The 24873-nt window shown below is 55.0% G+C and carries 27 protein-coding genes and 1 pseudogene; 10 read left to right on the forward strand and 18 right to left on the reverse strand.

From position 1 onward, the window contains the following. Positions 1 to 68: 68 nt before the first annotated feature. The 6 genes from WMW72_RS01360 to WMW72_RS01385 form a co-directional block, all read right to left on the reverse strand. The gene (locus tag WMW72_RS01360; protein ID WP_341413604.1) at positions 69 to 1319 is read right to left on the reverse strand and encodes a Zn-dependent hydrolase; all 1251 of its coding nucleotides are present in this window, start codon (positions 1317 to 1319) and stop codon (positions 69 to 71) included. 14 nt (positions 1320 to 1333) lie between these two features. Continuing rightward, positions 1334 to 2743 (reverse strand): UbiD family decarboxylase, encoded by a 1410-nt coding sequence (locus WMW72_RS01365; protein WP_341413605.1) that lies wholly within the window; start codon positions 2741 to 2743, stop codon positions 1334 to 1336. Then, a complete protein-coding gene (locus WMW72_RS01370) occupies positions 2740 to 4122 on the reverse strand; it encodes a dihydroorotase (protein ID WP_341413606.1) in 1383 nt (460 codons plus the stop codon). The genes WMW72_RS01365 and WMW72_RS01370 overlap by 4 nt, the downstream gene beginning before the upstream one ends. Positions 4123 to 4142: 20 nt before the next feature. Further along, entirely contained in the window at positions 4143 to 4874 is a 732-nt protein-coding gene (locus tag WMW72_RS01375; protein ID WP_341413607.1) for an IclR family transcriptional regulator, read from the reverse strand. A gap of 372 nt (positions 4875 to 5246) precedes the next feature. After that, positions 5247 to 5663 carry a VOC family protein gene (locus tag WMW72_RS01380; protein WP_341413609.1) on the reverse strand — a complete coding sequence of 139 codons (417 nt, stop codon included), beginning with the start codon at positions 5661 to 5663 and terminating at the stop codon, positions 5247 to 5249. 100 nt (positions 5664 to 5763) lie between these two features. Further along, a complete protein-coding gene (locus WMW72_RS01385) occupies positions 5764 to 6297 on the reverse strand; it encodes a hypothetical protein (protein WP_341413611.1) in 534 nt (177 codons plus the stop codon). Positions 6298 to 6493: 196 nt separating this feature from the next. Here WMW72_RS01385 and WMW72_RS01390 point away from each other — a divergent pair, with 196 nt between their 5' ends. Beyond that, complete coding sequence (locus tag WMW72_RS01390; protein ID WP_341413612.1) at positions 6494 to 6808, forward strand: winged helix-turn-helix transcriptional regulator; 315 nt, start codon at positions 6494 to 6496, stop codon at positions 6806 to 6808. An 18-nt stretch (positions 6809 to 6826) separates the two neighbouring features. Next, positions 6827 to 7753: a DsbA family protein gene (locus WMW72_RS01395; RefSeq protein WP_341413613.1), complete on the forward strand. Its 927-nt coding sequence runs from the start codon at positions 6827 to 6829 to the stop codon at positions 7751 to 7753. Between the two features lie 96 nt (positions 7754 to 7849). Here the strand turns inward: WMW72_RS01395 and WMW72_RS01400 are convergent, their stop codons facing one another. The 3 genes from WMW72_RS01400 to WMW72_RS01410 form a co-directional block, all read right to left on the reverse strand. Then, positions 7850 to 9379 (reverse strand): M56 family metallopeptidase, encoded by a 1530-nt coding sequence (locus WMW72_RS01400; protein ID WP_341413614.1) that lies wholly within the window; start codon positions 9377 to 9379, stop codon positions 7850 to 7852. Further along, positions 9372 to 9755, reverse strand: a complete 384-nt coding sequence (locus WMW72_RS01405; RefSeq protein WP_341413615.1) for a BlaI/MecI/CopY family transcriptional regulator — start codon at positions 9753 to 9755, stop codon at positions 9372 to 9374. Before WMW72_RS01405 ends, WMW72_RS01400 begins: the two co-directional genes overlap by 8 nt. Before the next feature lie 370 nt (positions 9756 to 10125). Then, entirely contained in the window at positions 10126 to 10797 is a 672-nt protein-coding gene (locus WMW72_RS01410) for an O-methyltransferase (protein WP_341413616.1), read from the reverse strand. A 131-nt stretch (positions 10798 to 10928) separates the two neighbouring features. On the opposite strand from WMW72_RS01410, the gene WMW72_RS01415 reads away from it, so the two are divergent. Further along, positions 10929 to 11849 (forward strand): LysR substrate-binding domain-containing protein, encoded by a 921-nt coding sequence (locus tag WMW72_RS01415; protein ID WP_341413617.1) that lies wholly within the window; start codon positions 10929 to 10931, stop codon positions 11847 to 11849. A 36-nt stretch (positions 11850 to 11885) separates the two neighbouring features. On the opposite strand, the gene WMW72_RS01420 is transcribed toward WMW72_RS01415, so the two are convergent. Then, complete coding sequence (locus WMW72_RS01420; protein WP_341413618.1) at positions 11886 to 12872, reverse strand: zinc-binding dehydrogenase; 987 nt, start codon at positions 12870 to 12872, stop codon at positions 11886 to 11888. Positions 12873 to 13161: 289 nt separating this feature from the next. Between WMW72_RS01420 and WMW72_RS01425 the strand changes: the two genes are divergently transcribed. Then, positions 13162 to 13497 carry a PadR family transcriptional regulator gene (locus tag WMW72_RS01425; RefSeq protein ID WP_341413619.1) on the forward strand — a complete coding sequence of 112 codons (336 nt, stop codon included), beginning with the start codon at positions 13162 to 13164 and terminating at the stop codon, positions 13495 to 13497. 1 nt (position 13498) lies between these two features. Then, positions 13499 to 14050: a DUF2812 domain-containing protein gene (locus tag WMW72_RS01430; RefSeq protein WP_341413620.1), complete on the forward strand. Its 552-nt coding sequence runs from the start codon at positions 13499 to 13501 to the stop codon at positions 14048 to 14050. Between the two features lie 79 nt (positions 14051 to 14129). Here WMW72_RS01430 and WMW72_RS01435 read toward each other — a convergent pair whose 3' ends face one another. Further along, entirely contained in the window at positions 14130 to 14603 is a 474-nt protein-coding gene (locus WMW72_RS01435) for a VOC family protein (protein ID WP_341413621.1), read from the reverse strand. Between the two features lie 179 nt (positions 14604 to 14782). On the opposite strand from WMW72_RS01435, the gene WMW72_RS01440 reads away from it, so the two are divergent. Together WMW72_RS01440 and cyoE are read left to right on the forward strand one after the other, a co-directional pair. Continuing rightward, a complete protein-coding gene (locus WMW72_RS01440) occupies positions 14783 to 16012 on the forward strand; it encodes a glycosyltransferase family 4 protein (protein WP_341413622.1) in 1230 nt (409 codons plus the stop codon). A 189-nt stretch (positions 16013 to 16201) separates the two neighbouring features. Beyond that, positions 16202 to 17056 (forward strand): heme o synthase, encoded by an 855-nt coding sequence (gene cyoE, locus WMW72_RS01445; RefSeq protein WP_341413623.1) that lies wholly within the window; start codon positions 16202 to 16204, stop codon positions 17054 to 17056. 40 nt (positions 17057 to 17096) lie between these two features. Here cyoE and WMW72_RS01450 read toward each other — a convergent pair whose 3' ends face one another. Both WMW72_RS01450 and WMW72_RS01455 read right to left on the reverse strand, forming a co-directional pair. Then, entirely contained in the window at positions 17097 to 17603 is a 507-nt protein-coding gene (locus tag WMW72_RS01450) for a TetR/AcrR family transcriptional regulator (RefSeq protein ID WP_341414084.1), read from the reverse strand. Between the two features lie 47 nt (positions 17604 to 17650). Further along, positions 17651 to 18049 (reverse strand): hypothetical protein, encoded by a 399-nt coding sequence (locus WMW72_RS01455; RefSeq protein WP_341413624.1) that lies wholly within the window; start codon positions 18047 to 18049, stop codon positions 17651 to 17653. Between the two features lie 259 nt (positions 18050 to 18308). Between WMW72_RS01455 and WMW72_RS01460 the strand changes: the two genes are divergently transcribed. Continuing rightward, a complete protein-coding gene (locus WMW72_RS01460) occupies positions 18309 to 18881 on the forward strand; it encodes a nitroreductase family protein (protein WP_341413625.1) in 573 nt (190 codons plus the stop codon). A 69-nt stretch (positions 18882 to 18950) separates the two neighbouring features. After that, positions 18951 to 19445: a MarR family transcriptional regulator gene (locus tag WMW72_RS01465; protein ID WP_341413626.1), complete on the forward strand. Its 495-nt coding sequence runs from the start codon at positions 18951 to 18953 to the stop codon at positions 19443 to 19445. Between the two features lie 133 nt (positions 19446 to 19578). On the opposite strand, the gene WMW72_RS35510 is transcribed toward WMW72_RS01465, so the two are convergent. Genes WMW72_RS35510 through WMW72_RS01475 form a run of 3 tightly spaced genes read right to left on the reverse strand, consistent with a single transcriptional unit; the run spans position 19579 to position 21012 of the window. After that, on the reverse strand, positions 19579 to 19704 hold the full coding sequence (locus WMW72_RS35510; RefSeq protein WP_423227507.1) for an S-layer homology domain-containing protein: 126 nt from the start codon (positions 19702 to 19704) through the stop codon (positions 19579 to 19581). Then, the gene (locus tag WMW72_RS01470) at positions 19686 to 19976 is read right to left on the reverse strand and encodes an SDR family oxidoreductase (RefSeq protein WP_341413627.1); all 291 of its coding nucleotides are present in this window, start codon (positions 19974 to 19976) and stop codon (positions 19686 to 19688) included. Before WMW72_RS01470 ends, WMW72_RS35510 begins: the two co-directional genes overlap by 19 nt. Before the next feature lie 4 nt (positions 19977 to 19980). Continuing rightward, positions 19981 to 21012, reverse strand: a complete 1032-nt coding sequence (locus WMW72_RS01475; protein WP_423227508.1) for an AraC family transcriptional regulator — start codon at positions 21010 to 21012, stop codon at positions 19981 to 19983. A 126-nt stretch (positions 21013 to 21138) separates the two neighbouring features. Here WMW72_RS01475 and WMW72_RS01480 point away from each other — a divergent pair. Then, positions 21139 to 21719: pseudogene (locus WMW72_RS01480) on the forward strand (NAD(P)H-dependent oxidoreductase). Positions 21720 to 21884: 165 nt separating this feature from the next. Here the strand turns inward: WMW72_RS01480 and WMW72_RS01485 are convergent. Together WMW72_RS01485 and WMW72_RS01490 are read right to left on the reverse strand one after the other, a co-directional pair. Continuing rightward, complete coding sequence (locus WMW72_RS01485) at positions 21885 to 23309, reverse strand: ABC transporter substrate-binding protein (RefSeq protein WP_341413629.1); 1425 nt, start codon at positions 23307 to 23309, stop codon at positions 21885 to 21887. A gap of 12 nt (positions 23310 to 23321) precedes the next feature. After that, complete coding sequence (locus tag WMW72_RS01490; RefSeq protein WP_341413630.1) at positions 23322 to 24746, reverse strand: ABC transporter substrate-binding protein; 1425 nt, start codon at positions 24744 to 24746, stop codon at positions 23322 to 23324. Positions 24747 to 24873 lie beyond the last annotated feature (127 nt).

A 24873-nucleotide genomic window follows, 5' to 3' on the forward strand; every position in this document is an offset into this window, starting at 1 on the left:
GACAAAATCAGACATCGTCAACAGTTATTTATCGTTATATGATTGTTAGTTATCGTAATAAAATAATTTTATTTACCTTGGTCAAATTGGACGACAGCCTTGGTCAACGCCTCGACGCCCAAAGCCACTTCCTCATAGTCGGTCCATTCCTCCGGACAATGGCTTCGTCCGCCCAGACTCGGCACGAAGATCATCCCGATTGGCGCGATGCGCGCGAGCTGATTGGCATCATGCCCTGCACCGCTCGGCAGCTCGATCGTAGACGCCGTCTGCGCGCAAGCCTGCTCCACCAGCGACCTCACCTCGGCTGATACACGGATCGGCTCCGACTTGGAGAGCAGCTCCATCCCCACGCTCAGCCCGCGCGTCTGACGCAGCTCCTCAGCCTTCTCCGCCAGCAGGCGCGCCAGCTCCTCCATAATGGGTACATCCAGCGAACGGACCTCCAGATCAAACACGACCCGGCCGGGTACGACATTGGAGGCATTCGGCTCCACCGCCAGCTTGCCGACCGTCCCCACCACAGGCTCCGCATAGCTGCGCCCGCAGATCTCCTCCAGCGCCAGCACCAGCCAGGATGCGCCGGTCAGCGCGTCCTTGCGCATCGCCATCGGGGTCGTGCCCGCATGGTTCGGCTCTCCATCCACCGTCACGCGGTAACGGTGAATGCCTACGATACCCGTGACGACGCCCAGCTTGTTGCCGGTCTGCTCCAGCACCGGCCCCTGCTCGATATGCAGCTCCAGATACAGTGCCACGTCGCCTTTGCGTCTGGCCTGTGCCGGGATCTGCTCAGGATCGCCACCCGCCAGTTGGATAGCATCGCGCAGGACAAGCCCGTCGACATCGGTGCGCTCCAGCATATCTGGCGGCAAGTTATCGACCATACCCCGGCTTCCGATCGTCGAGATGCCGAACTCACTCGGCTCCTCAGCCGTGAAGTCCACGATGTGCAGCGGATGCCGAAGCTTCATGCCGCTGGCATGAATCGAACGGGCCAGCTCGATGCCGGCCAGGACGCCGATAATACCGTCGAAGCGGCCGCCGCCCGTCACCGTATCGGTGTGCGAGCCGACCATGATCGGCTTAAGCTCCGGGTCCGTGCCCGGCAGCCGTCCGATCAGATTGGAAGCGGCATCAATCTCGACCTGGAGACCGGCATCCAGCATCTGCTCGCGCAGCCACTGCCGGCCCTCCGCATACCAGGACGTGAACGGCCTGCGGGTCCAGCCCGGCTTTTCCGGATTCGTGATCGCCGCCAAAGCCTCGATCTGGCGCTGCAGCCGCTCCGGATCTGCCTTCCATACATACTGCTCCATTGTTCGTTCCTCCTTTAAACTTCCGGTTGTCCGGTGTCAGTAAGGCTGGCGCCTCTGGGGACGGCCTTGCGAATCTCATACGACGGCCACTGTTTCCCCACTTTATCCATCACTTCACGGGGGATTTCAGCTAAAGGCAAGGCCGTCGGACGGCGCAAGGCGATAATACCGAGCTTAGTAACGGTCCCGCCATCGACGAGCGGATCGGCGCGGTCGGTCCGGACGCCCGGAATGACCATCAGGTCCTGCTCGGCTCTCATGCGGGCAGCAACGGCCCATTCGACTTCTGTGGGATTATCGATCTTGATGTCATCGTCGACGACCGTGACTTGCTTGATCAGATTACAATGTGCGAAAGCGGCGAATACCGCCTTCTGCCCTTCTCCAGGCCTTGCACCCTTGATGGATACGACGGCATGGCAGCGTCCCATCCCGCCCTCGGTCACAAGCACGGCCTTGGTACCGGGAACGGCACGCCGGATATGTGAGAGCAGAGTCGTCTCGATCGCCATCGCTCCGATCAGGAAATGCTCCTGGTATTTCCCGGGCAGAATGACCTGATAATAGGGGTCATGCCGGTGCGTGACGGCCTTGACCTTAAGCACCGGACTCTTGCCGTAATCCACATACATGCCGTGGAATTCGGACACCCAGCCCTCCTCGTGCAGCTCCTCCGGAACAAACTCGGCCTCGATGACGATCTCCGAGCCTGCCGGAACCTCCACGTCCACCGTAACTCCGGGGGACAGCGTGAGCGGCTCGCCTAGCATCCCTCCGGCAATCTCGAACTCATCCACGCCCAGATCGACATAGGCATTGGCCGCTACCAGTACGGCGGGATGGCTCCCGATGGCGACGGATACCTCGAGCGCCCGCCCCAGCCCGGCCGCCTTGACCATGAGCTGGTACAGATGATGGCTCGGCGACATCCCGATCATCAGCCGGTCCGGCCCCAGTACGAGCAGCCGGTTCATGGACACGTTGCGCTTGCCGGTCTCCGGATCCTTGGCCACCACGATACCGGCCGTAATATACGGCCCGGCCTCATGCTCGAAGTACGTCGTCACCGGCATCAGCTTCATCACGTCGATGTTCTCCGTGACGATAACTTCCCGGCACGGAGCGTCTGCGACCATCACCGCCGGAACCGGCTGCTTCAAGCCGGCCGTGATCTGGGCGAGGGACGCCTCCAGCGTCGGCGCAAGCCCGCAGCTAACGGCATAGTTAGGACGGTTGACCAAATTGCCTACCGCCTTGGCCTTATAGCCCTTGACCTTCTCGAAGACGACAGCCGACTCATCCTGGATCTGCGCCAGTACGGCCGGAAGCTCGAAGCGAGGGTCCACCTCCCCGCCTACGGTCGTCACTCTGCCGCTTTGCTGCAGCAGATTCAGTGCGTAACGAAAATCCTGCCGATCGCTCATCGACTCTCCACCTTTCTCCGCTTGCTGGCCATCCCCGGCACGAATCTGCCAAAGCCCGGCTCCACCGTAATGTCCTCGCCGTCATAGACGACCGTTCCCCGCACCACCGTATATTGAATACGGCCTTGCAGCTGCTTGCCATGAAAAGGGGTCAGCTTCGAATGCGAGCGAAGCTTCGTCTCGTCAACCAGCGTCGCTCCCTGCGGGTCGATGACCGTCAGGTCAGCGTCGCAGCCGACGGCGATCCGACCCTTGTCCGCAATGCCGAACACCTCGGCCGGATGCTGGCTCATCAGCTTGGCGAACTGCACCGGCGACATTCCTCCCTGCATGACCGCCCGGTCGAATAGCAGCGGCACCAGAATCTCCACGCCAGGCAGACCCGAGGCGGATAGGAAAATATTGTCATCGCCAATCTCCTTCTTCTCAATCCCCCATGGGGCATGATCGGAACAGATAAGATCGATCTGACCCTCGTTCACATGGCGCCACAGTCCTGCCACGTCCTCCGGCTCGCGAAGCGGAGGGTTCATCTTAGCCCGCGGGCCCATGCGCTCGAGATCGTTCACGTCCAGCAGCAGGTAAGGGTAGCAGGTTTCGCAGGTCACCTGCACACCCCGCTGACGGAATAGCTTAATCAGCTCCACCGTTTCGGGGTGGCTGACATGGACGATATGGAGCTTCACACCCGTCCAGTATGCGAACTCCATCAGCTTCAGTACCTCGCTCGTCTCCGTCACAGGGGGACGCGTCTCCATATGAGCGCGGGGGTATACCTTGCCCGACTCCTGGTACTCTCGGATCAGCTCGACGATCATCTCGTTATTCTCGGAGTGAAAGGCCGCGCGCAGGCCGGTCTGCTCGATCAGGCGCATCGCCTGCATGATCTCCTGGTCGGGAATCCGAGGGAACCGGTACGGATCGGTTTCGAAGGTCGACATCTTGAAGGCGACCGCCCCCGCCTCGGCGAGAGGCACGATCTGCCCTGTTCCGTTGTATTTCGAGATGGTCGCCCAGAGCGCAATGTCCACTACAGACTGCTGCTCCAGACGAACAACCTTCTCTTCAAATACCGCTACATCCGTAATAGGCTTAGGCAGATCATAGGGCATATCGAGGAAGGTCGTGATGCCTCCGACTGCCGCCGAGCGGCTCGTCGGCTCGAAGCCTTCGTCGGGATTGCTGAAGCAATGGACATGCGTATCGATCATGCCGGGGAATACGTAGCTGCTGCCGCAGTCCATGACGCGCTCTGCTTCCAGCACGGCTGTCTCATCGGCAATACAAGCGATCTTACCGTCCTTGACCCCTACTTGCCCCCGAATGACTTCCGTTTCCAACACAAGCATTCCTTTAATGACGTTATCGAAGCGATTCATGCTGACACATCCTTTGACCATTATAAATAGGTTTGAATTTCATGGACGGCCTGATGCAGATGGCTCACAAGCTGTGCTTCAGCCTTCTGCGACAGCCTCTCTACAGGCCCGGCTATGCTCAGAACGGCGATCACCTGGCCATCCGCATCGCGGATCGGCGCTCCGTAGGCCAGCACCTGCTCATCGACCTCCGATTCGGAGACGGCATAGCCCCTCTCGCGAATTCGCCTCAGGTCTGCCTTCAACAGCTCCGTGTCGACGATCGTGTTGTCCGCGAACTTGCGGAGCAGCTCCCGGCTGTGCAGCAGGTCGACCGTCTCCTCCGGCATATAGGCCAGCAGCGGCTTGGATGAGGCTCCGGCATGAAGCGGCAGCACCTGGCCGATCTCGGCCGATACCTTGATCGGCATCGTGGATTCCACCCGCTCCAGACAAATGACGACCAGATCGGAAGCAATCGTCAGAATCGCCGTTTCTTCCGTTTCCTTCGTCAACACCCTCATCGCCGGCAAAGCTACCGAGGCAAGACTGTTCTGACTCCGAATCATCCTCGCCTTCTCCAGAAACCGGTATCCGAGCTTATATACTCCCGCTTGTGCTTCCATCACATAGCCCTTTTCCTTCAACACCCGCAGATGTCGGTAGACCGTGCTCTGCGGCTGCTCCAGAATAACGGCGATTTGCGGCACACTGAGCTCCCAATGCTCCAGGGAAAACAAGTCCAGGATATCAAGCATTTTGGCTCCACTCATAATCAGCACATCCTTGCAAAACTTTATCGAATTATGATAATTGATTATCAATTATCATTTAACTAAATCATAGGGGATTCCAAAATGACTGTCAATATAAAACACATCTCATGTCATCTTGATGTTACATAAATTTTTCTGACTATTCCTGCAGCTTCCGCTCCTCTAGCAGCCCGGATCAACAGGCAGCAAAAAAAGGACTATCCCGACCGTCATGAAGACATGACAGCGAGACAGCCCCGTTCATCAACCATTATATTCCGCTAAGTAACCTTCGCTTCCCGGACAACCCGGCAAACCCTTCTCATGATCTTCCTCTGGAGCGCGGGAAACAAAATTCAGCTTGTCCTTCGGGCCTATACCCTTCTGGCCTTATCCTTGATGCACGGCACTTTCATCCATATGCATAATCTCCCACAGATGCCCGTCCACGTCCTGGAAGCTCCAGGTGTACATAAACCCGTGATCAATCTTATCGTTGTAAGGCTTGCCTCCGTTATCGAGCGCCTTCTGGACGAATTCATCCACTTGATCCCGGCTCTCCGCCGATAGAGCAAGAATCACTTCGGTCGTAGTAGCCGTATTCGCGATTTCCTTCTGGGTAAAGGTCTTAAAGAAGCTTTCGACCAGCAGCATCGCATAGATGCCATCGCCGATGATCATACAAGTCGCGTTTTCATCGGTGAATTGGGGGTTGAACTCGAAGCCGAGCGCCGTAAAAAATTCGACGGATTTATTCAAATCCTTGACCGGCAGATTGACGAATATTTGTTTCGATTGAAATGCCATTTTTATTCACCTCGTAGATTAGAGTGGGGTGCTGCTCTCGATTCCAGTATAACCCAATCATCCGGCAGACATTTCTTATGGATTGCGAACATCAAAAAAATTATTCGCCTTTCAGGGCTTCCAAGGATTCGATCAGGCCGTCGATCTCCGCCGCCAAGGTTTCCTGACCCTTGCGAATCGTCCGGAAAAGAGGCAGCGCCTGCACCAGCAGCCTGCCGCTATAGGCATAGTAGCTGTAGAATGCCGTTTGGTCGTACCCCGGCGGCTCCCCTTCCTCCCATCCCCCATCATCGTCTTCCTCGCTCTCCGGCCACCAGTACCTCGCATCCAGCAGATCGCTCATCGCCGGCACAGGCTCCCCTTCCCCTGCGTCGCCCACACTGGCCGCTACCGCTGCGTACAGCCGGATTTCTTCGGTCTCCACCTGTTCAGGCTCCCGGCTGTCCAGTTCCCTCAGCAGGAATAGCAGCACCCATGGCGTCACCTGCCACAGGGTACTCTGATGCTCGATCAGGTTCGCTATTTCCGGGTAACGCCGCTCCGCCAAGAGTGCAGGCAGCTCCGTGCCTCTTCCATAAGGAGTTGTGAGCCGCTGCCAGGGAACATCGGATATCCGGATCTTGTCCAGTTCCATAGGATCACTCCTTTTCCCAGTAATCTTTCCGCTTCCCGCTTTATTGTAAGCCATACGCCGATCCGGCAACAGAGAACTTCTTCCTGACTTCGACTTCGCAGGACAATGAGGTCTATCACATATTCACAAGCCTCAAGCCCCCCTTATTGATATATAAAGTATATCTGCTATACTATGTATAGAGGTGGTGAGCAAGATGAACGTTTGTCCTTACATGGAGTATACCTTCAGCATCTTAGGGAAGAAGTGGAACGGCCTGATCCTGTACGACCTGTCGCTCCGCCCGCATGGCGCCGCCCATTTCTCCGAGATCAAGAAAAACTTGACGGATATTACTCCCCGAGCTCTGTCCTTGAAGTTGAGCGAGCTGATGGAATATGGGCTGATCGATAAAAGGGTGACGGCCTCCACGCCGGTCGTGATTACCTATGAGCTGACGGAAAAAGGAAGATCGCTCACCGCTGCGCTCCGCCCTATCCAAGCTTGGGCGCAGCAATATAAACCTGAATGAAAGCGAGGCACACCTACTATGAATTCCACGGGAATGGTTTGCAATATGGAAACGGGAATATGCGGAGAAGCCAGTGAAGCTGGTGAAGGCACGCTCCAGCTCATAGACCTGAGCCCTCCCCGCCGCAAGGCCAAGCTTTACTATGTCACGGATCCGATCTGCTCGCATTGCTGGGCACTGGAGCCGGTCTTAAGGAAATTTAAATGGCAGTACGAGCAGTATATAGATGTTCATATCGTGATGGGAGGCTTGCTGGAGAGCTGGGACGGATTTGCCGATGCGAGCAATGGCATCAGTAAGCCCGCCGATGTAGCAGGTCATTGGAAAGAAGTCGGGGAGCATTCGCGTATGCCAATTGACGGTTCACTATGGCTGAATGATCCCATTCGCTCCTCTTACCCGCCCTCCCGCGTGTTCAAAACAATTCAGCAAACGGACGAACGGCTCGCACGCCTGTACCTCCGCCGCGCCCGAGAGGCTGTGTTTGCCTTCAACCGGAATATCGGAGAAGAATCCATGTTGGAGGAGTTGGTCCGTCAGATAGGGCTGGACGGCGCAGCAGTAGTCGAGCAATCCGGAACGTCTTCCGCGATGAACCTGCTGGAAGAGGACTTCGCACTGGCCAGATCTCTCGGCGTCCGCGGTTTTCCGACCATTGTGATGGTCAATGAAGAGCATAAGGGCGTCAAGATCGTAGGAGCCCGCCCGCTAGAAAGCTATGTAGCCGGACTGGCGCAGGTACTCTCCGGAGAGACGCTGCAAGCCAAAGCCCTTCCGTCCCTCCCCGCCCTTCTCGATCAGGAGCAGCTTTTGTTCTCGAGAGAGCTTGAGGTGATGTACGATCTGGAGCATCATGAGATCGAAGCGTTTGTTCAGGACAATCTGCCCGCTGGCAGCTATGCTCTGAAAGAAATGCTTGGGGAATTATACGTCGAGAGAATCTGAACGGTTATGTAATTCTTAAGATAAACCTGCAACCATACAATCATGAAGAAGCCTCCGGTCTCACGACGGAGGCTTTCTGCTTGCCGACAAGTTGAATTATGGCTCCAGATGGTCAAACTTCCCATCGGATGCAAATACATATTCGCAAACATTCTCTCCCCAGACGGCGGTGATGCTGAACACCCTGCCTGTGGTCGGAATGTCGCTTACGGCAGCAGGAGGATTCGCAAACATATACTTGCCCTTCACCTTCCTCACCGCCACCTCACGGATCGGCAGCAGGGACTCATCATGGCTTTCCGTCAGGTACGCCATCTGTACAGTCACCTGATCGGGCGGGTTAGCTCCGAAGTCTACAGACATTCCCTCTCCCGGCTTCAGCCTACGCAATCCGGTCAGCAGAGTCGGCTCGCTGGACCAGGCCGTTTGATAGAAGGAAAGTCTGTTATAGATGGCGCCGTTCCAGCTCGACTTGAGGACTTGATAATTCCCGATAGGCTCGGTATGCCCTTCATGAGCAATCACGATGTCGGGCGGTTCTACCAGTCTATGACTCCGACTGTAGCCTTCCTCCTGCGACGGGTTCGTGACGGCCGTGCTTGCTCCGAGGACAAGCGCGCACATCATGACGAGAGCCAGCAGCGTATTCGAGAACAGTACGGTTGTTTTCGTATGAGTATGGGGTCGCATGATCGCCACCAGCCTTTCCCTAAGCATCGCCTTCTCCTGGGCAAATGTCGCCTGCAATCCGCCTCCAGCCTGCGGTCTGCGGGCCGCAACGGCCAGCAATACAGCGCCGTAAGCTTGCTTTTCCGATGTTGTGAGACCGCGGACAACCGCCTCATCGCAGGAGCATTCGCAGGCTTGATTGATTTCCTTCCTGACTGCCATCATCAGAGGGTTAAACCAGTGCAGAGAAGTGACGATAACCGTCAGCCATTTGACTGCAATATCCCAACGCCTCAGATGCACAAGCTCATGCTGCAGGATGTAAGTAAGCTGCCCCTCGGTATAGGCTGTATCCGGGATAATGATGCGTGGCCTGAATAGTCCGAGCAGCATCGGAGTGGCCGCATAGGCGTTGCGGACCAGCCTCACCCGGCGGGTCCTGCCCTGGAGCAGCTTGTTCAATAACGCATGCTCGTTATCAGAGGCTGGCCGGCTTGTGTTCCGCATGCTGGCCGCAAAGCGCATATAGCCTGTTACATGAACCGCTAGCGAGATAACAACCCCGGCCAGCCAGCCGTATAGCACGTATTCGTTCACCAGCGTCAGTAAATATGCGCTGTGATCCGGGTCGGCATCATAGACACCGGCCGCACGGGCGTGCTCGGCGCTAGGCCAGGCGACGGAGCTGGAAGTCGCTTCCTCTTTGCCTCCGGCAGGCAGCTTCTCCCCCTGGGAGGCGGTAAAGTCTGGCGCCTGGACGCCAGCAAAGACCGCGTTCATGATGCTTCCTTCCCACGACCAGGGAATCACCAGCCGGATCAGAACGACCACCCACAGGTAATAGGTGACAGACCTGGGGATCCGGTTCCGGAGGAGCGGCTTGATCAGCCAGACAAGTCCTGCCAGCAGGCTGCCCGACAAGGACAGAGACAGGATGAGCGCCAAGGTCTCATGCATCCTTATCTTCCTCCTTCAGCAGCATACGCAGCTCCGCCAGATCTGCGTCGTTCAGCTTGTTGCCTCCGAGCAGTGAGGCGACCAGACTTTTGGCGCTGCCGGCATACAAACGGTCAATCAGGCTTTGCGTCGTATAGTCATTGTATTCTTTCTCGCTAACCAATGGCTTGTAGTAGAACACGTCCTGCTTCTCAGCCAGCACGGCCCCCTTCTCGCAAAGCCTGCGAAGAAGTGTTTTGATCGTGGAGCTGTCCCAACGGCTCGATCGCTCCAGGGAGGCCCTGATCTCTGCCATCGGGAGCTCCCTTCCCGCTTCCCACAGGATACGGAGCACTTCCAGCTCCGAGTCCGTTATTTTCGCTATCGATGGATGCATTCGCATGTCCTCCCACAAGGTTACAGTTGTAGACTATATCGATGAGTTTACATCTGTAACCTCGAATTGTAAAGAAAAATTTTATGCTCTCCGCACCGCAATCCCTTAATAACCTAACAGGGCTCATCCGTTCATACCCTACCGAAATCATGGGATGGAAGCAAATTCCTATGATTTGAAAGTGGCTTAAGCCGCTGTACGAGCTTTTACTTCTGCCCATCTTCAGGCACGAATCGGGGCTTCGAGACGCTAGTGGTGAGTATTGAAAAAAGAGGAGCTGCACCTCGCACATGCGATCTTCGCTCCGGATGCATATACAACAAAAAAAGACCCTCCTCTGCGGGAAGGTCCCGATATAGAAGCAGGCTGGTCAGCCTGTCACAAGTCCCAGAACGAAACCGTCATAGCCCTTGCTGCCCACGGTCTGAATGGCCGTCGCTGTGATTCGAGGCTCCACGGCCAGCAGGTCGAAGAACTTCCGTACGCCCTGTACCCGGGGATCGGAGCTGTTCCTGTTCAGCACTTCCCCGTCGCGGACGACATTATCTCCGACGATGACCGTTCCGGTACGTGAGAATGCCAGCGCCCACTTCAGGTAAGCCGGATTATTCGGCTTATCCGCATCGATGAAGATCAGGTCGAAGGGCTCTACACCTTCTGCTTGCAGCCGGGCTAGCTGCTCGAGCGCATCCCCGACACGGATCTCTACCTTGTCGTCGACCTGCGCCCACATCAGGTTGGACTGCGCCACCCGGGCATGATGCGGATCGAGCTCTAGCGTCACCAGTTGTCCGCCTGCCGGCAGGGCCCTCGCCAGCCAGATCGTGCTGTAGCCTCCCAGCGTGCCGATCTCCAGGATGCGCTTGGAGCCTTGGATCAGCGCCAGCAGATGCAGGAACTTCCCTTGATTCGGCGCTACGTCATACTCCGGCAGCTCCGCCTCCCGGTTAGCCGACAGCGCTTCGTCCAGCGCTGCGTCATGCGGCACAAGACGATCCGAGATATACTGATCCACTTGATCCCACTTCGTCGCCTGATTCATACGATCACTTCTCCTCATTACCGATTTTGACTACAAGTTGATTGTAAACGATCGGAAATGATAAATATAATATATAATAAAATCATATCTATACTTTTCATCTATGAATGAATCAAAGGAGACTGCCTGCTATGAATTTGCATGCGTTGCGGTTATTCCACGTCGTCGCCTCCACAGGCAGTGTAACAAGGGCTTCGGAGCTGCTCAGCATCAGCCAACCGTCCATCACGGCACAGATCAAGAAATTCGAGAAGGAGCTGTCCCTCACGCTGCTGAAGCCTCAGGGACGCGGCATCGCGCTGACCGATGCAGGAGAGAAGCTGACGCTGCTCGCCAAAAGACTGTTCGCAGTCGAGCAGCAGATCGAGCAATTCGCGAATGATTATCGCACTGGGGTTAACGGGAGCATTCGGCTGGCCGCCACGTATTTGCCTGCTCACTTCCTGCTGCCCGCGTGGCTGGCCAAGTTTAAGCAGCAGTACGAGCAGGTGGAGATGACGATTACGACCACCAATTCCAGCCATGCCTTGCGGCAGCTGCTGAATATGGAGGTAGATCTGGCGATCTATGGAGGACTATCGGAGGCCGCTGCAGATGGCATCCAGACCGAGGAGCTGTTCCAGGATGAGCTGTGGTTTGTTGTCGCGCCGCATCATCCGTATGCCAACCAGCACATCACATTATCCGAGATGATGCAGGAGCCTTTCGTCATGCGTGAGGAAGGCAGCTCGACGCGGGAGCGGCTGCTGGCCCTATGCCGTACCTTCAATACGCCTGCTCCCCGCATCGCGCTCCAGTTCAACGGATTGCATGAGGCGATCACGGCCGTCATTGCCGGGTACGGCGCCAACTTCGTCTCGTCCCTCGTCGTGCGCGAATATGTGGAGCGCGGTAAGCTATGCCGGGTGCATGTGGAGGGCATTCATCTGAGGAACATCATCGCCGTCTGCACTCGCCGGCATGAACCGTTATCTGCTGCCGCAGCGAACTTCATCCAAATGCTTCGCGATCATCGGGCAGTCTCCCGGCCGCCAGAATCATTCTCACCTTAGGCAAGCGCCCTGCCCACACGGTTGGTAGGGAGAGAGTCAGGGAATCAACGCAATTTTGCCGAACTGCTTGCCCTCCTCCATCCAACGGAATGCCCCAGCCGCTTCGGCAAACCGAAAGGTTTGATCGAGTATCGGACGAATGTCATGAAGCCCAATGAACTGAAGCATCGCCTTAAATTCCTCTGCGCTGCCCATCGAGGTGCCCAGGAAGCTAAACTGCGGGAAAATAAACGGCCTCAGCGGAATCTCGACCCGGTCCCCCGAGGTGGCCCCCAGACTGACGATCCGGCCGCCCGGACGCAGCACGGAGAAGTACTTGGGGAACGTCGCAGGCCCGATACTCTCTACGATAAGATCGGCCTGGCTCCCTGCGAGCGCCGCTTCCCAGTCTCCGGTGCTATCTATAGCCCTATCCGCCCCCAGGCGCAGTGCTTCCTGCCGCTTCGCTTCTTCCCGCGAGGTGACAGTAACTGTCGCTCCCGCAGCCTTGGCCATCGCCAGCGCATAGGTCGCCACTCCGCTGCCGATGCCGGGCAGCAGGACATGCTCGCCGCGCTGAAGCTGCCCTCTCGTGAAGAGCGCCCGGTACGCCGTCAGTGCGGCAAGCGGCAGGACCCCCGCTTCCTCCCAGGTCAGCGACGAGGGCTTAGGCTCCACGTTAACGGCAGGTACAATGACGCTCTCCGCGAAGGTTCCATCCAGAGGATTACCTAGAATGTCGGGGATTAGCGGGACTTCGTGGGCGCGAAGCCAGCCAAGGCTCGGGTTGATGATCACTTCATCCCCTACGCGTACAGCCGTTACTCCGCTTCCCGTCTCTTCCACGATGCCGGCTCCGTCCGAGCCGGGGATCAGAGGAGAGTCCGCTTCGGTTCTCCGGTCGATTACGAATAGATCGCGATGATTTAACCCCGCAGCCCGAATACTTACCTTGACCTCTCCCGGCCCAGGATGCTTGTCTGGAACCTCGGTGAAGCACAGTCCCTCCAAGCCTTTGGCTCCGTGATGAATAATGGCTTTCATGACTCCACCTCTTTCTCGAGTTCATTGACGACAAATGCCCCCTGTAAAACCAAGTTTACAGGTAGATGTAGTTTAATTATTCATCACCGCATGGCCGATGTCAATTTCACTGAAGAGTCGGCCAGTAGCAAAAACTGCCTTACCGGCTGCCCGATTCTCGTTCCAAAATGATTGACAAAAATTATTCGCAAGGTTACTATATCACTAATCAATATATCATAAATGGATATATTTATAACGGGTATGCTATTCAAACGTATCCTAATCATGCATGTAACGAGGTGATCTGATGTCCCGAAACAATTCGCTGCAAATGGATCAGCTCACGGACTCCGCGTACTATATCCTGCTTGCTCTCCTTTCCCCTAAGCACGGCTATTCGATTATGAAATACATCGAGGAATTGACAGACGGAGAGGTCAAGATCGGCCCAGCCACTCTATACACCCTGGTCAAGAAAATGCTGGATGCAGGGCTGATTGTGATGGATGAAGACGAAGACCCTCGGCGTAAAACGTATCGCCTCACGGTGAAGGGAAAGTCGGTCGTCACCCTGGAAATCGAACGAAGATTCAGAATGGCGCAGCACGGAAAGCTCGCGCTGCAAACCGAAGAGGAGGGATAACATGACTAACGCCAAGCAGACACATTATGTCGGATCAGCCGGACTGGCCTTTGCCGAACGGATAGAGATGAACAAGTTAAGCAGACTGGCTGCGAAGGGCTGGCTGTTGGAAAGCTTTGCTTTCCTAGGGTATAGGCTGCGCAGAGGAACTCCGCGCAACCTGGTGTATGTCTTGGATATTCGGCGTTTAAAGCAGGATGAACGTGAGGAATACTTCCACATCTTCGAAGCTGGAGGATGGCAGCACGTATGCTCGCAGGGGGAGTTGCATATTTTCGCAGCGGAGCCGGGAACGGAAGCGATTTATACGGATCCGTCCACAGCACGTGATAAATATGCGCGAGCCGTACGGGTAGGCCAGTCGGCTACCCTGCTGATGGCTGCTCTAACGCTAGCGGGGTCAGGTCTTCGATATGCAGGTGAAGTTTGGGGGAATTCCACGCTCATTCCGTACATCGGCGTTGGAGCCTCCCTAGTCGGCCTCACATTACTGGTCCCCTCCATCATGGTGTATGCCGCGTATTGGTTGCGGCTTAGGTTCTCCAAGGCCTGATCCGGTTCATACCCAAGGCCGCAAGCAGCCCCGTTCAATCAACCCGGGTCAGCTTACGGCCTTGAATCTTCCATCTTCCCTACTCGCCCTGATACGCCCGCTGAAGCGCGGCGATATCCAGCTTGTCCATCCCCAGCATCGCCTGCATGACTCTGCCCGACCGGACGGCATCCGGACTGTGCAGCAGCTCTCCCAGTATAGCGGGAATGATCTGCCAAGAGATTCCGTACGGGTCGCGAAGCCAGCCGCAGCGCTGCGGCTCCCCGCCCTGAACGAGCTTCTCCCATAGCTCATCCAGCTCCTCTTGCGTTTCACAGCTCACGAAGAACGAGATCGCCGGCGAGAACGTAAAATGCGGCCCGCCATTCAGCGCCATGAACTGCTGCCCCTCCAGCTCGAAGGTCCCGGTCATTACGCTCCCCTCAGGTCCAAGCCCTCCTGCTCCCGAGCGCACCACATTCAGAATCCTCGAGTTGCTGAAAATAGAGACATAGAACTGCATCGCTTCCTCGGCCTGGCCGTCGAACCATAAGAACGGGGTAATTTTTTGCATGGGCTTCTGCTCCTTTTTCAAGCGGATTTGAATTTTAAGGTACCTGACGCACGCCGTCGTAAGCTCGCGGGTCCATTTCATTCTAACAGAATCAACAAAAGACCATCCCTAACAGATGGTGGTGTCGCTCCATGAAATTCAGGAATATGTTGTCTAGAAAGATAGAAGGAGGTGAATAGATGAATCGTAAAAAAACGTTCTATTTGATGGCTCCTCATTTTGGTGACCCTTTTTTGACGAAAGATGTAGGAATCATTCCCTACCTTATGCAAAAATATTATGGATACAAGTCCGTCTACCTCACATATAGGCCAAGCGATGGCATCGCCTCATGGCCTTCCATGCAATTGTATACGGAGAAGGTCGAAGTGGAGTATATCGAACCGTCCTTCGATTACCATCCGGATCATGCGCTGCAAACGGTATTCGGGGCAAACATCCACGATTGCGCTAGAGATTTAGAACAGTACATCTCTATTCATGCGACTCGGATCGACGTCCTGTTCATATTCGGCTTCTATTCGTTCTATTTCGATCCCGTCGCCAAATACAAAGAGCTGAACCCCGCAGGAAAAGTATACCTAAAGCTGGACGCTAATGCTTATTGGATTAACATAACGCCTGTGAATGAACCTCTCAGGCGATTCTTGAGCCAATGCGACTTGATAACTAGCGAAACCTTGACGGAGTACATTAGCCAAAGATGGTCAGTACCTATACATTACTTGCCTAACGGATATTATCCATTTGGCGAGGACGAGAATTACATGAACAAGATTGAAAGGTTCGAGGAGAAAGAGGATATCATACTCACCGCAGCAAGACTTGGCGACCATCAGAAAGCGACACACGTACTGCTTGAAGCATTTCAAGAGGCAGCGCCCTATATCCCGGACAGCTGGAAGCTTGTTCTGGCGGGCAGCATCACAGATTCCTTTATGCCGTATGTCCTAAAGTATACGCTAGAGCATCCTCAGCTGAATGAACGGGTGGTATACACCGGATATATCCATGACAAGAAAGAACTGAACAAATTGTTCAGCAAGGCGAAAATATTCGCTCTGCCTTCGATAACGGAAGGATACCCGAACGTACTTTCCGAAGCGAAGAAGCATGGCTGCTATCTTGTCGCCTCGGATATCGAATCTTGTCGGGACGCCGCCACAAAACATGAATTACGATTATTTTCGTTGAGCGAACAAGATAAGAAGGACAATCGACGAGTTGAATACGGCTCGTTGCACACGGTTGGCGATAGCCATGAATTAGCTTATAGACTTATTGAGGCATGCAACAACCAAAGTCGCTTAGCAACCGTCTGTTATGAAACTCAACGGGATGCAGCCGACCATTTCGACTGGACGAAGCTGTGCCGCAAAATCGATGAATGGCTGCAAGAATCCATCTAAAGGATGGGGTCAGCCGGTCATTGACGCCAAATTTGACAGGATTGTGCCGTTTAGAGGAAGGTTCGCTATTCCTTCACACACCAGCAGGCTGGCCTCACCTCCGCATGTGGTAAGATGGATTCTATAACGTTTCGACTATAGATGACAGGTGCGTTTCCTGCGTGCCACCACATATCAGGAGGTTGTAAAGTGCTCAGAGACATGATTCAATTGACCAAACCAAGACTGCTTCAACTGAACGTCATTGCCGCCCTGACCGGGTTCTGGATAGCCTCCAAATGGGACATAGACTGGTCTTTGCTGATCTGGATGCTGATCGGCTCGACGCTGACGATCGCCAGCGCCTGTGTGATCAACAATTATTGGGACCGTGAGCTTGACCTGAATATGGAGCGGACGAAAAACCGCCCGCTGCCTACAGGACGCCTATCGCCGCGGCTGGTGCTGATCTATGGGATCGTACTAGGTATCGCTGGAGTCGCTCTATTGTTCACGCTCACTAATGCCGTAACAGGATGGCTCGGCCTGATCGGTTGGGGTGTTTACGTCGGCGTGTACACGATCTGGCTGAAGCGGACCTCCACCTGGAGTACGTCGGTCGGCGGAATCTCCGGGGCTATGCCGCCGATCATCGGTTACTGTGCGGTGACGGGTGAGATCGATATGGGCGCCTGTATCCTGTTCGCCGTGCTGTTTCTCTGGCAGCCGCCGCATTTCTGGTCGCTGGGCATCCGCCGGGTCGAGGAATATCGTGCAGCGGGCTTCCCGTTGCTGCCCGTCGTCAAAGGCATCAAGCGCACGAAGCTGCAGATGATTCCTTATGTGCTGCTGCTTATCCCTGCGGTCATTCTCTTGTTCACTTACGGATACGTGGGCTATGTGTTCCTGGCTGTTTCCGTTATTGGCAGTGTGGCATGGCTCATCCACACGGTGCAAGGGCTCTACACGAAGAATGATGAAAAGTGGGCGAAAACGAATTTCTTCATCTCGGTCAACTACCTAATGATCGTCTTCATCCTGATGATCGTCAATACTACAACCTGAATCGACAAAGGGACGCCTGCAGGCGTCCCTTTTGCTTTCCTTATCCGGTTTCCTTCAAGGCTACACTGTTCCAGCAGGACTGGATCAACTGCTCGATCAGCTCATCACTCACGGTCCACTGCCGGTTCATAGCTCCCTTGACCGCGTAAAGCAGAGATCCGTAATGCATCTGAACCATAACGTGCGGATCGATATCGGCTCTGAAGAGCTTTTCCCGGATCGCGTCCGCATAGAGCTTGTCCATGGGCCCGCACCAGCCTCCCGAGTAGCTCTCTTGCTTCACTTCCTGACGAATGTACGGAGAGAAGGAATATTGCTCGATGAATTGAAACCCTTGCGGGTATTCAAGCGACACCCGAATCAGCTGCTCCCACGCCCGCTCCAGACGTGTCCGGATCGGCTCATCGGTGAAGAAGCCCTCTAGCACCCGCTGGCCGTTATACCTCACGATACCCCTATACAGCTCATTGATGATGGCCTCTTTGCTGTCGAAATAATGATAAATACTTCCCGTCGAAACGCCGGACTTCTTAGCGATCAAGGACATCGATGTCGCTTGAAGCTCCTTCTCTATGATCAGATGCAAGGTCGTCTCTAGGACGGCTTGCTGAACTTTGATACATTGAGCTTCTCATTGATCGTATTCTGAATTTGAAAATTTTCGTAAATCGACTTGGGCTTGACAGAAATCCACGCTAGCAGCCCATCATCCGTCATGATCTGCTTGCTGAGCTTCTCGTAGCCGATCAAGCGGTCATCCATCTTCTGCCCCATCAGGCTGAGCAGGTCTGTGGCATATTCCGCCGTACGAGCCTTGGATGAAGCTGTATAGCTCGCGGTCACCACATAAGTTCCGGCCAGGGCCGGAAGCAGAATAAGCGGGGTATACACGAGAAGCAGCTTCTGGGGGAGCCTGATTCTGCCCCAGCGGAGGAAATTAGGCAGCTTGCCTTTGAACATGGATGATCCCCCGATCCGGGATAAAGTCTGCATGATAGGTTGTATCCATCGTTAGTTTACCATAACCCGCATAAACGCGGGAACGGTTTCACTTGTGTATGCTCTGTTGCCAATTGACGAACGAAAAGATTAGGCGTATATTTTATATTGTTTCATACGAAACAATATATTAGATAAAAAGAACTAAAAACCTATTTATAATAATTGATTTAAAATGAAAACACCTCTTTAATTATTATTTCTTATGAAACTATTATTTCAACGACGGTGTTGCATACACGGAGGACGAAAGGTGTGGGTACGCATGAGTATTGCCGCTACGATCCGGGAGAGAAGAAGCATCCGACAGTTTAAAGAGGACCCTGTGCCGGCCGAGCTTATTATCCAATGGCTGAACGATGCGGTATGGGCACCGAATCATGGCCTGCGCGAGCCGTGGCGCTTTATTGTTGCCGAGCGGGCGGAAGCGAGGGAAACGCTGGCCGACCTGATGGTCGATTCGTTAAGCCATCTGAAGCTGGTCAAGCTGATCCCCGGTAAAATAAAGCAAGTGATGAAAGCCAAAATAAGCCGAATTCCTGCCCACCTCATCGTCGTCATGAAGGTGGATAAGGATGAGCACAAGCGGGACGAGGATTATGCCGCCGCGAGCTGCCTGATTCAAAACTTCCAGTTATTGGCCTGGGAGCAGGGCGTAGGCATGATCTGGTCCACGACGGAATATATACGCTCTCCCCTCTTCTGCGACGGCGTCGGAGTTCGTCCTGACGAACGGGTGGTCGGCGTGCTGCATATGGGCTATTTTGATAAAGTCCCCAAGCCCAGGCCCCGAACTCCCGCCGAGCAAAAGCTTACTATCCTGTGAAAGACGAATTCATCTGCAACGATATTCACGTTATAATAGAGGGAGGTACTACAAAAGGAGCAGTCTGCCATGGATCAAACCGACCAGGTCAAAACCAATATTTATAATCTCTACATTAAGTTTATTCAGCAAAAGGATCAGTACGAAGACTCCATAAACAGCGTCCTCCAGGAGGAGCTCCGACAGCTGATCGATCCAGATATCTCGCTGAACATGACGGAAATCCATGTGATTTCCTGCATCGGGCATCATGAGCCGATCAATGTGACCTCCTTGGCCGATAGGATGGAATTAAGCAAGGGCAACATCTCCAAGATTACCTACAAGCTGCTGAAAAGGGGATGGGTCCGCAGGACTCAGTTGAATGACAACAAGAAGGAAATTTATTTTCGCCTGACCTCTCCCGGCAAGAAGCTCTTTGCCATCCATGAGCAACTGCACCGGAAGGAACAGCTCAGGCTATACGGATTCCTGGACGGATTCTCCGAGAGCGAGCTGGTTTTCATCCGGCGCTTCTTTCTGGACTTCATAGACCTGTACGAGACCCGCGAGAGCGAGGGATGATGGAAACAAGCAGCCCTTTGCCCGCCAGCACCGCACGTGAAAAATCCCCTTTGGGCCTGTGGCTGTGCATGATGGGTGCACGGTCGGCCCAAAGGGGATGTACATTTGCCCTTGCAGGGCTATTACCGGAATATTAAGGATGGATCAATTCGGACTTCTGCAGCAGGCGCTGTACCGTCACCGCAACCTCCGCCCGGGTCACCTTGCCTTTGGGCGCCAGCTCGCTGTCTGTACGTCCTGCTACAATGCCGGCTTCCAGGCATAAGCCGTGTCGGAGGTGGTATTGATGATAAAGCTCCCCGCCCGGAGATGGGGCAAAGCCGCCTTGGCCAAGTCAAAGAAGGAGATAATATTCGTTTGGAACGTATTCATCAACTGCTCCCGGGTAATCTCCAGAATGCTGGGCTGATGAACCTGGACGCCGTGGTTGTTGACCAGCACATTCAGTCTCCCGTAGGCTTGGATCGTCGTATCTATGACATAGATTAGAAGCCGCGAAAAGCGGCTCCGAAGCTTTTTGGCGTTGCGCATCAAGCTAGGCTTTGCGGACCTCTTCTATCGCCTGAGCCCGGTATTGCCCCGGCGTCAAGCCGGTCCACTTTTTGAAGGCGCTCTGAAAGGCGCTCGGCTCCGAGAAATGCAGGAAATAAGCAATATCGCCGATCGCATATTCCTTCCTCCGCAAATACCCCATCGCCAATTCCTTGCGTACCCGGACAGACAGATCCTGGAAGGAAGTGTCCTCTTCCTTTAATTTATGCTGAAGTGTTCTTGTACTCGTCCCGAAGGAGGCGGCCGTCTGCTGTAAGGTTGGCAGATGGGACGGCATACAATCGTGCATCCACCGTACCACCTGCTCGGAGAAGGCCCGGCCCCGTGACCACGTATCCAAGGTTTCCTGGGCGATTCCTTCGAAAATGCCATACAGTCTGGCGTCCGCATATAGAATCGGGTAAGCCAGCACCTCTCGGCTCAGGCACAGCACGTTCTCCTCTTCCCCAAAGCGGGGAAGGAGGCCGAACGCTCCGGCGTAGGGCTCCCGGTCCGCTGGAGCCTCATGAGCGAACCTCACCTCCCGCAGCTGGAGCTTCCGGTTGCTCAGCCGCCCGATCAGCCTGTACAGGGAGCTGGCCATATCCTCTACACAGTGGCGGGTAAGCCTTCCTGCCCCCTGCAGAAACATCCGGATCCGGGCCTCATCCCCCTGTACTTCCCAATTCAGATTGAATCCGCTGCACAAGAGCACGTTATATCTTCGATACGCTTCCAGTGCCTGCTCGATCGTACGGCCGTGCATCATCACATACCCAAGAATACCTAGGTCGGCGAACTCGGTAATCTGGCCCTGATGCAAGCCGAAATATTCATCCTTCGTATAAGCCGCTGCGGCCAGCATCAGCCGTTCCAGCTCTTCCCCGGAGATCCGGGCCTCCACATCCTGCAGCAGACGATTATCGAATGAAGCATACGCGGCAAAGTGCTCTGGATCATAGCCTTGGTGCGCGATTGTCTTCATAATTGGATATACCATCGAGATGGCGACTTCCTGGCTTGCCAATGACCTCATCCTCCCCTTGCGCGAATGAACAGCCATCCTGCGCCCTTGATCATTCATTTCTCCCGCTAATCCTACTATGCTGATTGTAAGAGATTCCAAGAAGAATCGCCAGATCCCAAGAGGAGGAACTTTACCATGACATCGAATATTCTAATCGTGATCGGCCATCCCGACACACAAAGCTACTGCTCGGCCCTGGCCGCTGCATACACGGAAGGAGCACTGGCTCAAGGTGCGCAGGTGCGCACCCTTGATCTGAGCACGATCAGCTTCGAGCCGAATCTGAAATTCGGTTACCGCCAGCGTACCGAGCTGGAGCCGGAGCTGGCGAGGCTCAGCGCCTGATCAGTTGGGCAGAGCATCTGGTGTTTGTCTATCCGACGTGGTGGGGAGCCATGCCGGCTCTGCTCAAGGGCTTCGTCGACCGCGTCTTTCTGCCTGGCTTTGCCTTCCGTTACCGCGACAACTCTCCTCTCTGGGATAAACTGCTCACGGGCAAAACCGCCAGGCTGATCGTCACTATGGATACGCCGCCTTGGTACAACCGGTGGGTTTATCGCAGGGCCGGTCTTCAGGTGATGAGGCGGAATATTCTACAATTCTGCGGCATTACGCCCGTACGCATCACCGAGATCGGCCCGGTCAGGCCGTCTTCGCCGGAGCAGCGTGCCAAGTGGCTGAACCAGGTGAAGCAGCTCGGGTCCAAACGGACTTAAAGGTATGTAAGGCTTGTCAGTGCCCTATCATTCGTTGGAATAGCCTGAGCCGATTGGGCCATCAGAACCTCCGAGCCTACTGAACCAACACTGCAGTCAGATTCTCCTTAATCAACGAAGCCGCTGTCAGCAGAAGCTCTTGGCCCCCGGCCCATCTGGATTTTCTTACTCATTCAGATAAGTCGACACCCTGTTCTGCACGAGCTTCGCCACGGCTTCCGCCGATTTTTGCCCTTTGAAGAAGGCTGCGGCCTCCTCCGTCAGAATCTGCTCAACCTTGGAGGGCCGGTATTCTACCGGATGAATCGCATCCGTCAGATAAGCCTCCAGCTCCTGAACCTGTGTGGGCGTGACCTTGAACTCCTTGCCCTTCAGCGGCCCTTCCTCGTCTGCCTTCACCGTGCCGACCTGCAGCATCTGCTCGGCCTGCTTCTTGTAGGCTTGCTTGTTTACAGAAAATCCGCCCGGCTCCGTTTCGTCAGAGAGCAGGAATTTGAGAAACTCCCAGGTCTCGTTGTGCACCGCAGACTTAGCATTGATCCCGAGGGTCGTATCCGTCTTGAAGAAGCCACCGGGCTTCTGTCCCTCCGCCTTCGGCTTGTTGTACAGCTTGACCTTGCTGTATGACTCCGTCAAGTTAGTACCTGCCAGGGTATAGCTGCGGATGGAGCTCACCGTATCCATACGGAAGAACGTATCGGACCGGCCATGATTGTTGACGAGCTTGCCGTCGATCATGGCCTTGATCTGCTTCAGCAGACCGACGAACGCCGGTGAATCGAAGCTCGCCTTCCGATTGACGGCATCGACATACCTATCGTACGACTCGTTGACCATATCGGTGAGCAGCAGTATTTCATCGCCATAGAAGGCATAAGGATGACTGCCCTGCTTCGCAAGCGCCTTGGCCGTCTGGATGAATTGCTGCCACGTCCAGCTTTTGTCGTCGAAGGGGACACCGCTCTTCTCAAGCCCCTCCTCGTTCCCGATCATGGCGTACAGGTAGAAGCGAAGCGGGATGCCGTAGACGCTGCCGCCAAGCTTGGTGTTATCGAGAATATTCGTGAAGTACTGCTCCCGGTGAAACGAGCTGTCCTGCTCCATCTTCTCGCTCAGGTTCAGCAGCAGCTTCTTGCCCGCATACTTGTCCATCGGCAATTGGTCCAACTCCAGCAGATCAGGGCCTTTGCCTGTCAGCATCTGCGTATTCATCGTTTTGATGAATTTCTCCTGATCCGCTTCCCATTGGGCATCGTTGCCTGCAGGATGCGCATAGGTCATCTGGATCTGAATGTCCGGATGCTTCGCCTCGTACTTCTGGATCGCTTCTTTCAGAAAGTCCGTCTCATAGAAAGTCGCGAAGACGATCGTCTTCTTCCCGGCTGCCGTGCCGGACGACGCGGTGCCGGTTGGTGACTCGGCCGTTCCGCCGGCTGCCTGCTGCAGCGGCTCCGTCTCTCCAGAGGGCGTGGCCTCGGCCCTTTCTGAGCCTCTGACGGTGCCTCCGCTGCAAGCTGACAGCATACTACTGAATAGCACGCAGCTCATCATCATCGCAGCGCTGCGGCCGGTTCTGGACTTGTTGCTCATACTTTTTCCCCCTTATTCATTGAGGTACGTACTTACCCGGTTCTGCACGAGCTTAGCTACGGCTTCCGCCGACTTCTGCCCTTTGAAGAACGCCGCGGATTCCTCCCGAATGATCTCCTCCACCTTGGAGGGCTTGAATTCGACCTGATGAACCGCTTCATTCACCAGCTTGTTCAGCCGCTGCATGTCCGCTTCCGTCACCTTAAACACCTTGCCGTGCGCCTGCCCTTCCTCGTCCGCCTTGACCGCGCCGTCCTTCAAGGCCTGCTGAGCCAGCTTGTCGTACGCCTTTTTATTCAAAGGAAACCCTCCCGGCTGTACTTCATCCGAGACGAGGAATTTCACGAAGTCCCAGGCTTCCTTCTGCACGGACGAATTCGCGTTAATCCCGATCGTCGACTCCGTCCGGAAGTAGCCCCCGGGCTGCTGGCCCTCCGCGACCGGCCGGTTATACAGCTTGCGGTTCAGGAACGTGCCCGGGTTCTGCGTCGTGCCGGAGAGGATATAGTTGCGGATGGAACTGAACATGTCCTCGATGAAATATGTTTTCGGAAAATTGACAGCCGCGCTAATCACCTCGTCGTCATACATGCCCTTGAGCTGTGTCATCAGGCCGATGAAGCGCGGCGAATCAAAGCTGGCCTTGCGCTGAATCGGATCTACATAGGCGGCGTAATCGGTCTTCACCATGGAGCTCAGCAGGTACTCCGGTCTTGAGAGAAACGCATACTCCCGGTCCCCCTTCTGCTTCAGCGCCTTCATCGTCTGGGTGAATTGATCCCAGGTCCAGCTCGTATCGTCGATCTTGACACCGCTCTTGCTAATTGCATCCTCATCGCCGATCAGGCCGTACAGGTAGAACCGGACTGGCATCCCGTAGACGCTGCCGCTGAGCTTCACATTGTCTAGAATATTCGTAAAGTATTGCTCCCGCTTGAAGGACGGATCATTCTTCATCAGATCGCTCATGTTCGCCAGCGCCCTCTTGTTCACATACTGCTCGATCGGGAGCTGGTCCATCTCCAGGAGGTCGGGGCCTTTGCCTGCCAGCATCTGCGTGTTGGTCGTCTTGACGAACTTCTCATGATTGGCCTCCCAGTTGGCGTCATCGCCTTTGGCCTGTGCATGGGTGAGCTGGATCTGAATATTCGGATGCTTCGCTTCGTACTTGGCTTTGGCGTCCTTGATGAAATCAGTCTCGTAGAAGGTCGAGAACACGATCGTTTTCTTGCCACCCTGAGAGGTTTCCCCTCCGCCCCGGCCCTGCTCTTCGATCGTCTTCGGAGGCGCCAGCTCTCCCTTCCCGCCGGCCGTCTGCGCGGATGCTTCGCCTGCTGACTGACGGCCTTGGCCTGGCGATACGCCCCCCGAGCAGCCGGTGATGGATAAGGCCAGCATACTGGCCGAAAGCAGTATTCCTATCGGTTTCAACTTCATCGTCCTTTCTGTTTCCTCTTGTCATATCGGCCTATGACGATATGCAGATCTAACCCTACGCTATCTGTTATATGGCATGGATGTAACGAACACTTCTCCAAGTTGTAAACAAAGTGTTTCCAATCCT

The organism is Paenibacillus filicis, from assembly GCF_038070315.1.
Classification (GTDB): domain Bacteria; phylum Bacillota; class Bacilli; order Paenibacillales; family NBRC-103111; genus Paenibacillus_G; species Paenibacillus_G filicis.

Coding starts and splice junctions, on each gene's coding strand:
- WMW72_RS01455 (WP_341413624.1), bottom strand. CDS start 18,049: ATGCAGACTTTATCCCGGATCGGGGGATCATCCATGTTCAAAGGCAAG.
- WMW72_RS01375 (WP_341413607.1), bottom strand. CDS start 4,874: ATGAGTGGAGCCAAAATGCTTGATATCCTGGACTTGTTTTCCCTGGAG.
- WMW72_RS01485 (WP_341413629.1), bottom strand. CDS start 23,309: ATGAGCAACAAGTCCAGAACCGGCCGCAGCGCTGCGATGATGATGAGC.
- WMW72_RS01370 (WP_341413606.1), bottom strand. CDS start 4,122: ATGAATCGCTTCGATAACGTCATTAAAGGAATGCTTGTGTTGGAAACG.
- WMW72_RS01465 (WP_341413626.1), top strand. CDS start 18,951: ATGGATCAAACCGACCAGGTCAAAACCAATATTTATAATCTCTACATT.
- WMW72_RS01450 (WP_341414084.1), bottom strand. CDS start 17,603: ATGTCCTTGATCGCTAAGAAGTCCGGCGTTTCGACGGGAAGTATTTAT.
- WMW72_RS01415 (WP_341413617.1), top strand. CDS start 10,929: ATGAATTTGCATGCGTTGCGGTTATTCCACGTCGTCGCCTCCACAGGC.
- WMW72_RS01360 (WP_341413604.1), bottom strand. CDS start 1,319: ATGGAGCAGTATGTATGGAAGGCAGATCCGGAGCGGCTGCAGCGCCAG.
- WMW72_RS01380 (WP_341413609.1), bottom strand. CDS start 5,663: ATGGCATTTCAATCGAAACAAATATTCGTCAATCTGCCGGTCAAGGAT.
- WMW72_RS01470 (WP_341413627.1), bottom strand. CDS start 19,976: ATGCGCAACGCCAAAAAGCTTCGGAGCCGCTTTTCGCGGCTTCTAATC.
- WMW72_RS01385 (WP_341413611.1), bottom strand. CDS start 6,297: ATGGAACTGGACAAGATCCGGATATCCGATGTTCCCTGGCAGCGGCTC.
- WMW72_RS01365 (WP_341413605.1), bottom strand. CDS start 2,743: ATGAGCGATCGGCAGGATTTTCGTTACGCACTGAATCTGCTGCAGCAA.
- WMW72_RS01410 (WP_341413616.1), bottom strand. CDS start 10,797: ATGAATCAGGCGACGAAGTGGGATCAAGTGGATCAGTATATCTCGGAT.
- WMW72_RS01420 (WP_341413618.1), bottom strand. CDS start 12,872: ATGAAAGCCATTATTCATCACGGAGCCAAAGGCTTGGAGGGACTGTGC.
- WMW72_RS01475 (WP_423227508.1), bottom strand. CDS start 21,012: ATGAGGTCATTGGCAAGCCAGGAAGTCGCCATCTCGATGGTATATCCA.
- WMW72_RS01435 (WP_341413621.1), bottom strand. CDS start 14,603: ATGCAAAAAATTACCCCGTTCTTATGGTTCGACGGCCAGGCCGAGGAA.
- WMW72_RS01425 (WP_341413619.1), top strand. CDS start 13,162: ATGTCCCGAAACAATTCGCTGCAAATGGATCAGCTCACGGACTCCGCG.
- WMW72_RS01395 (WP_341413613.1), top strand. CDS start 6,827: ATGAATTCCACGGGAATGGTTTGCAATATGGAAACGGGAATATGCGGA.
- WMW72_RS01490 (WP_341413630.1), bottom strand. CDS start 24,746: ATGAAGTTGAAACCGATAGGAATACTGCTTTCGGCCAGTATGCTGGCC.
- WMW72_RS01390 (WP_341413612.1), top strand. CDS start 6,494: ATGAACGTTTGTCCTTACATGGAGTATACCTTCAGCATCTTAGGGAAG.
- WMW72_RS01440 (WP_341413622.1), top strand. CDS start 14,783: ATGAATCGTAAAAAAACGTTCTATTTGATGGCTCCTCATTTTGGTGAC.
- WMW72_RS01400 (WP_341413614.1), bottom strand. CDS start 9,379: ATGCATGAGACCTTGGCGCTCATCCTGTCTCTGTCCTTGTCGGGCAGC.
- WMW72_RS01430 (WP_341413620.1), top strand. CDS start 13,499: ATGACTAACGCCAAGCAGACACATTATGTCGGATCAGCCGGACTGGCC.
- WMW72_RS01405 (WP_341413615.1), bottom strand. CDS start 9,755: ATGCATCCATCGATAGCGAAAATAACGGACTCGGAGCTGGAAGTGCTC.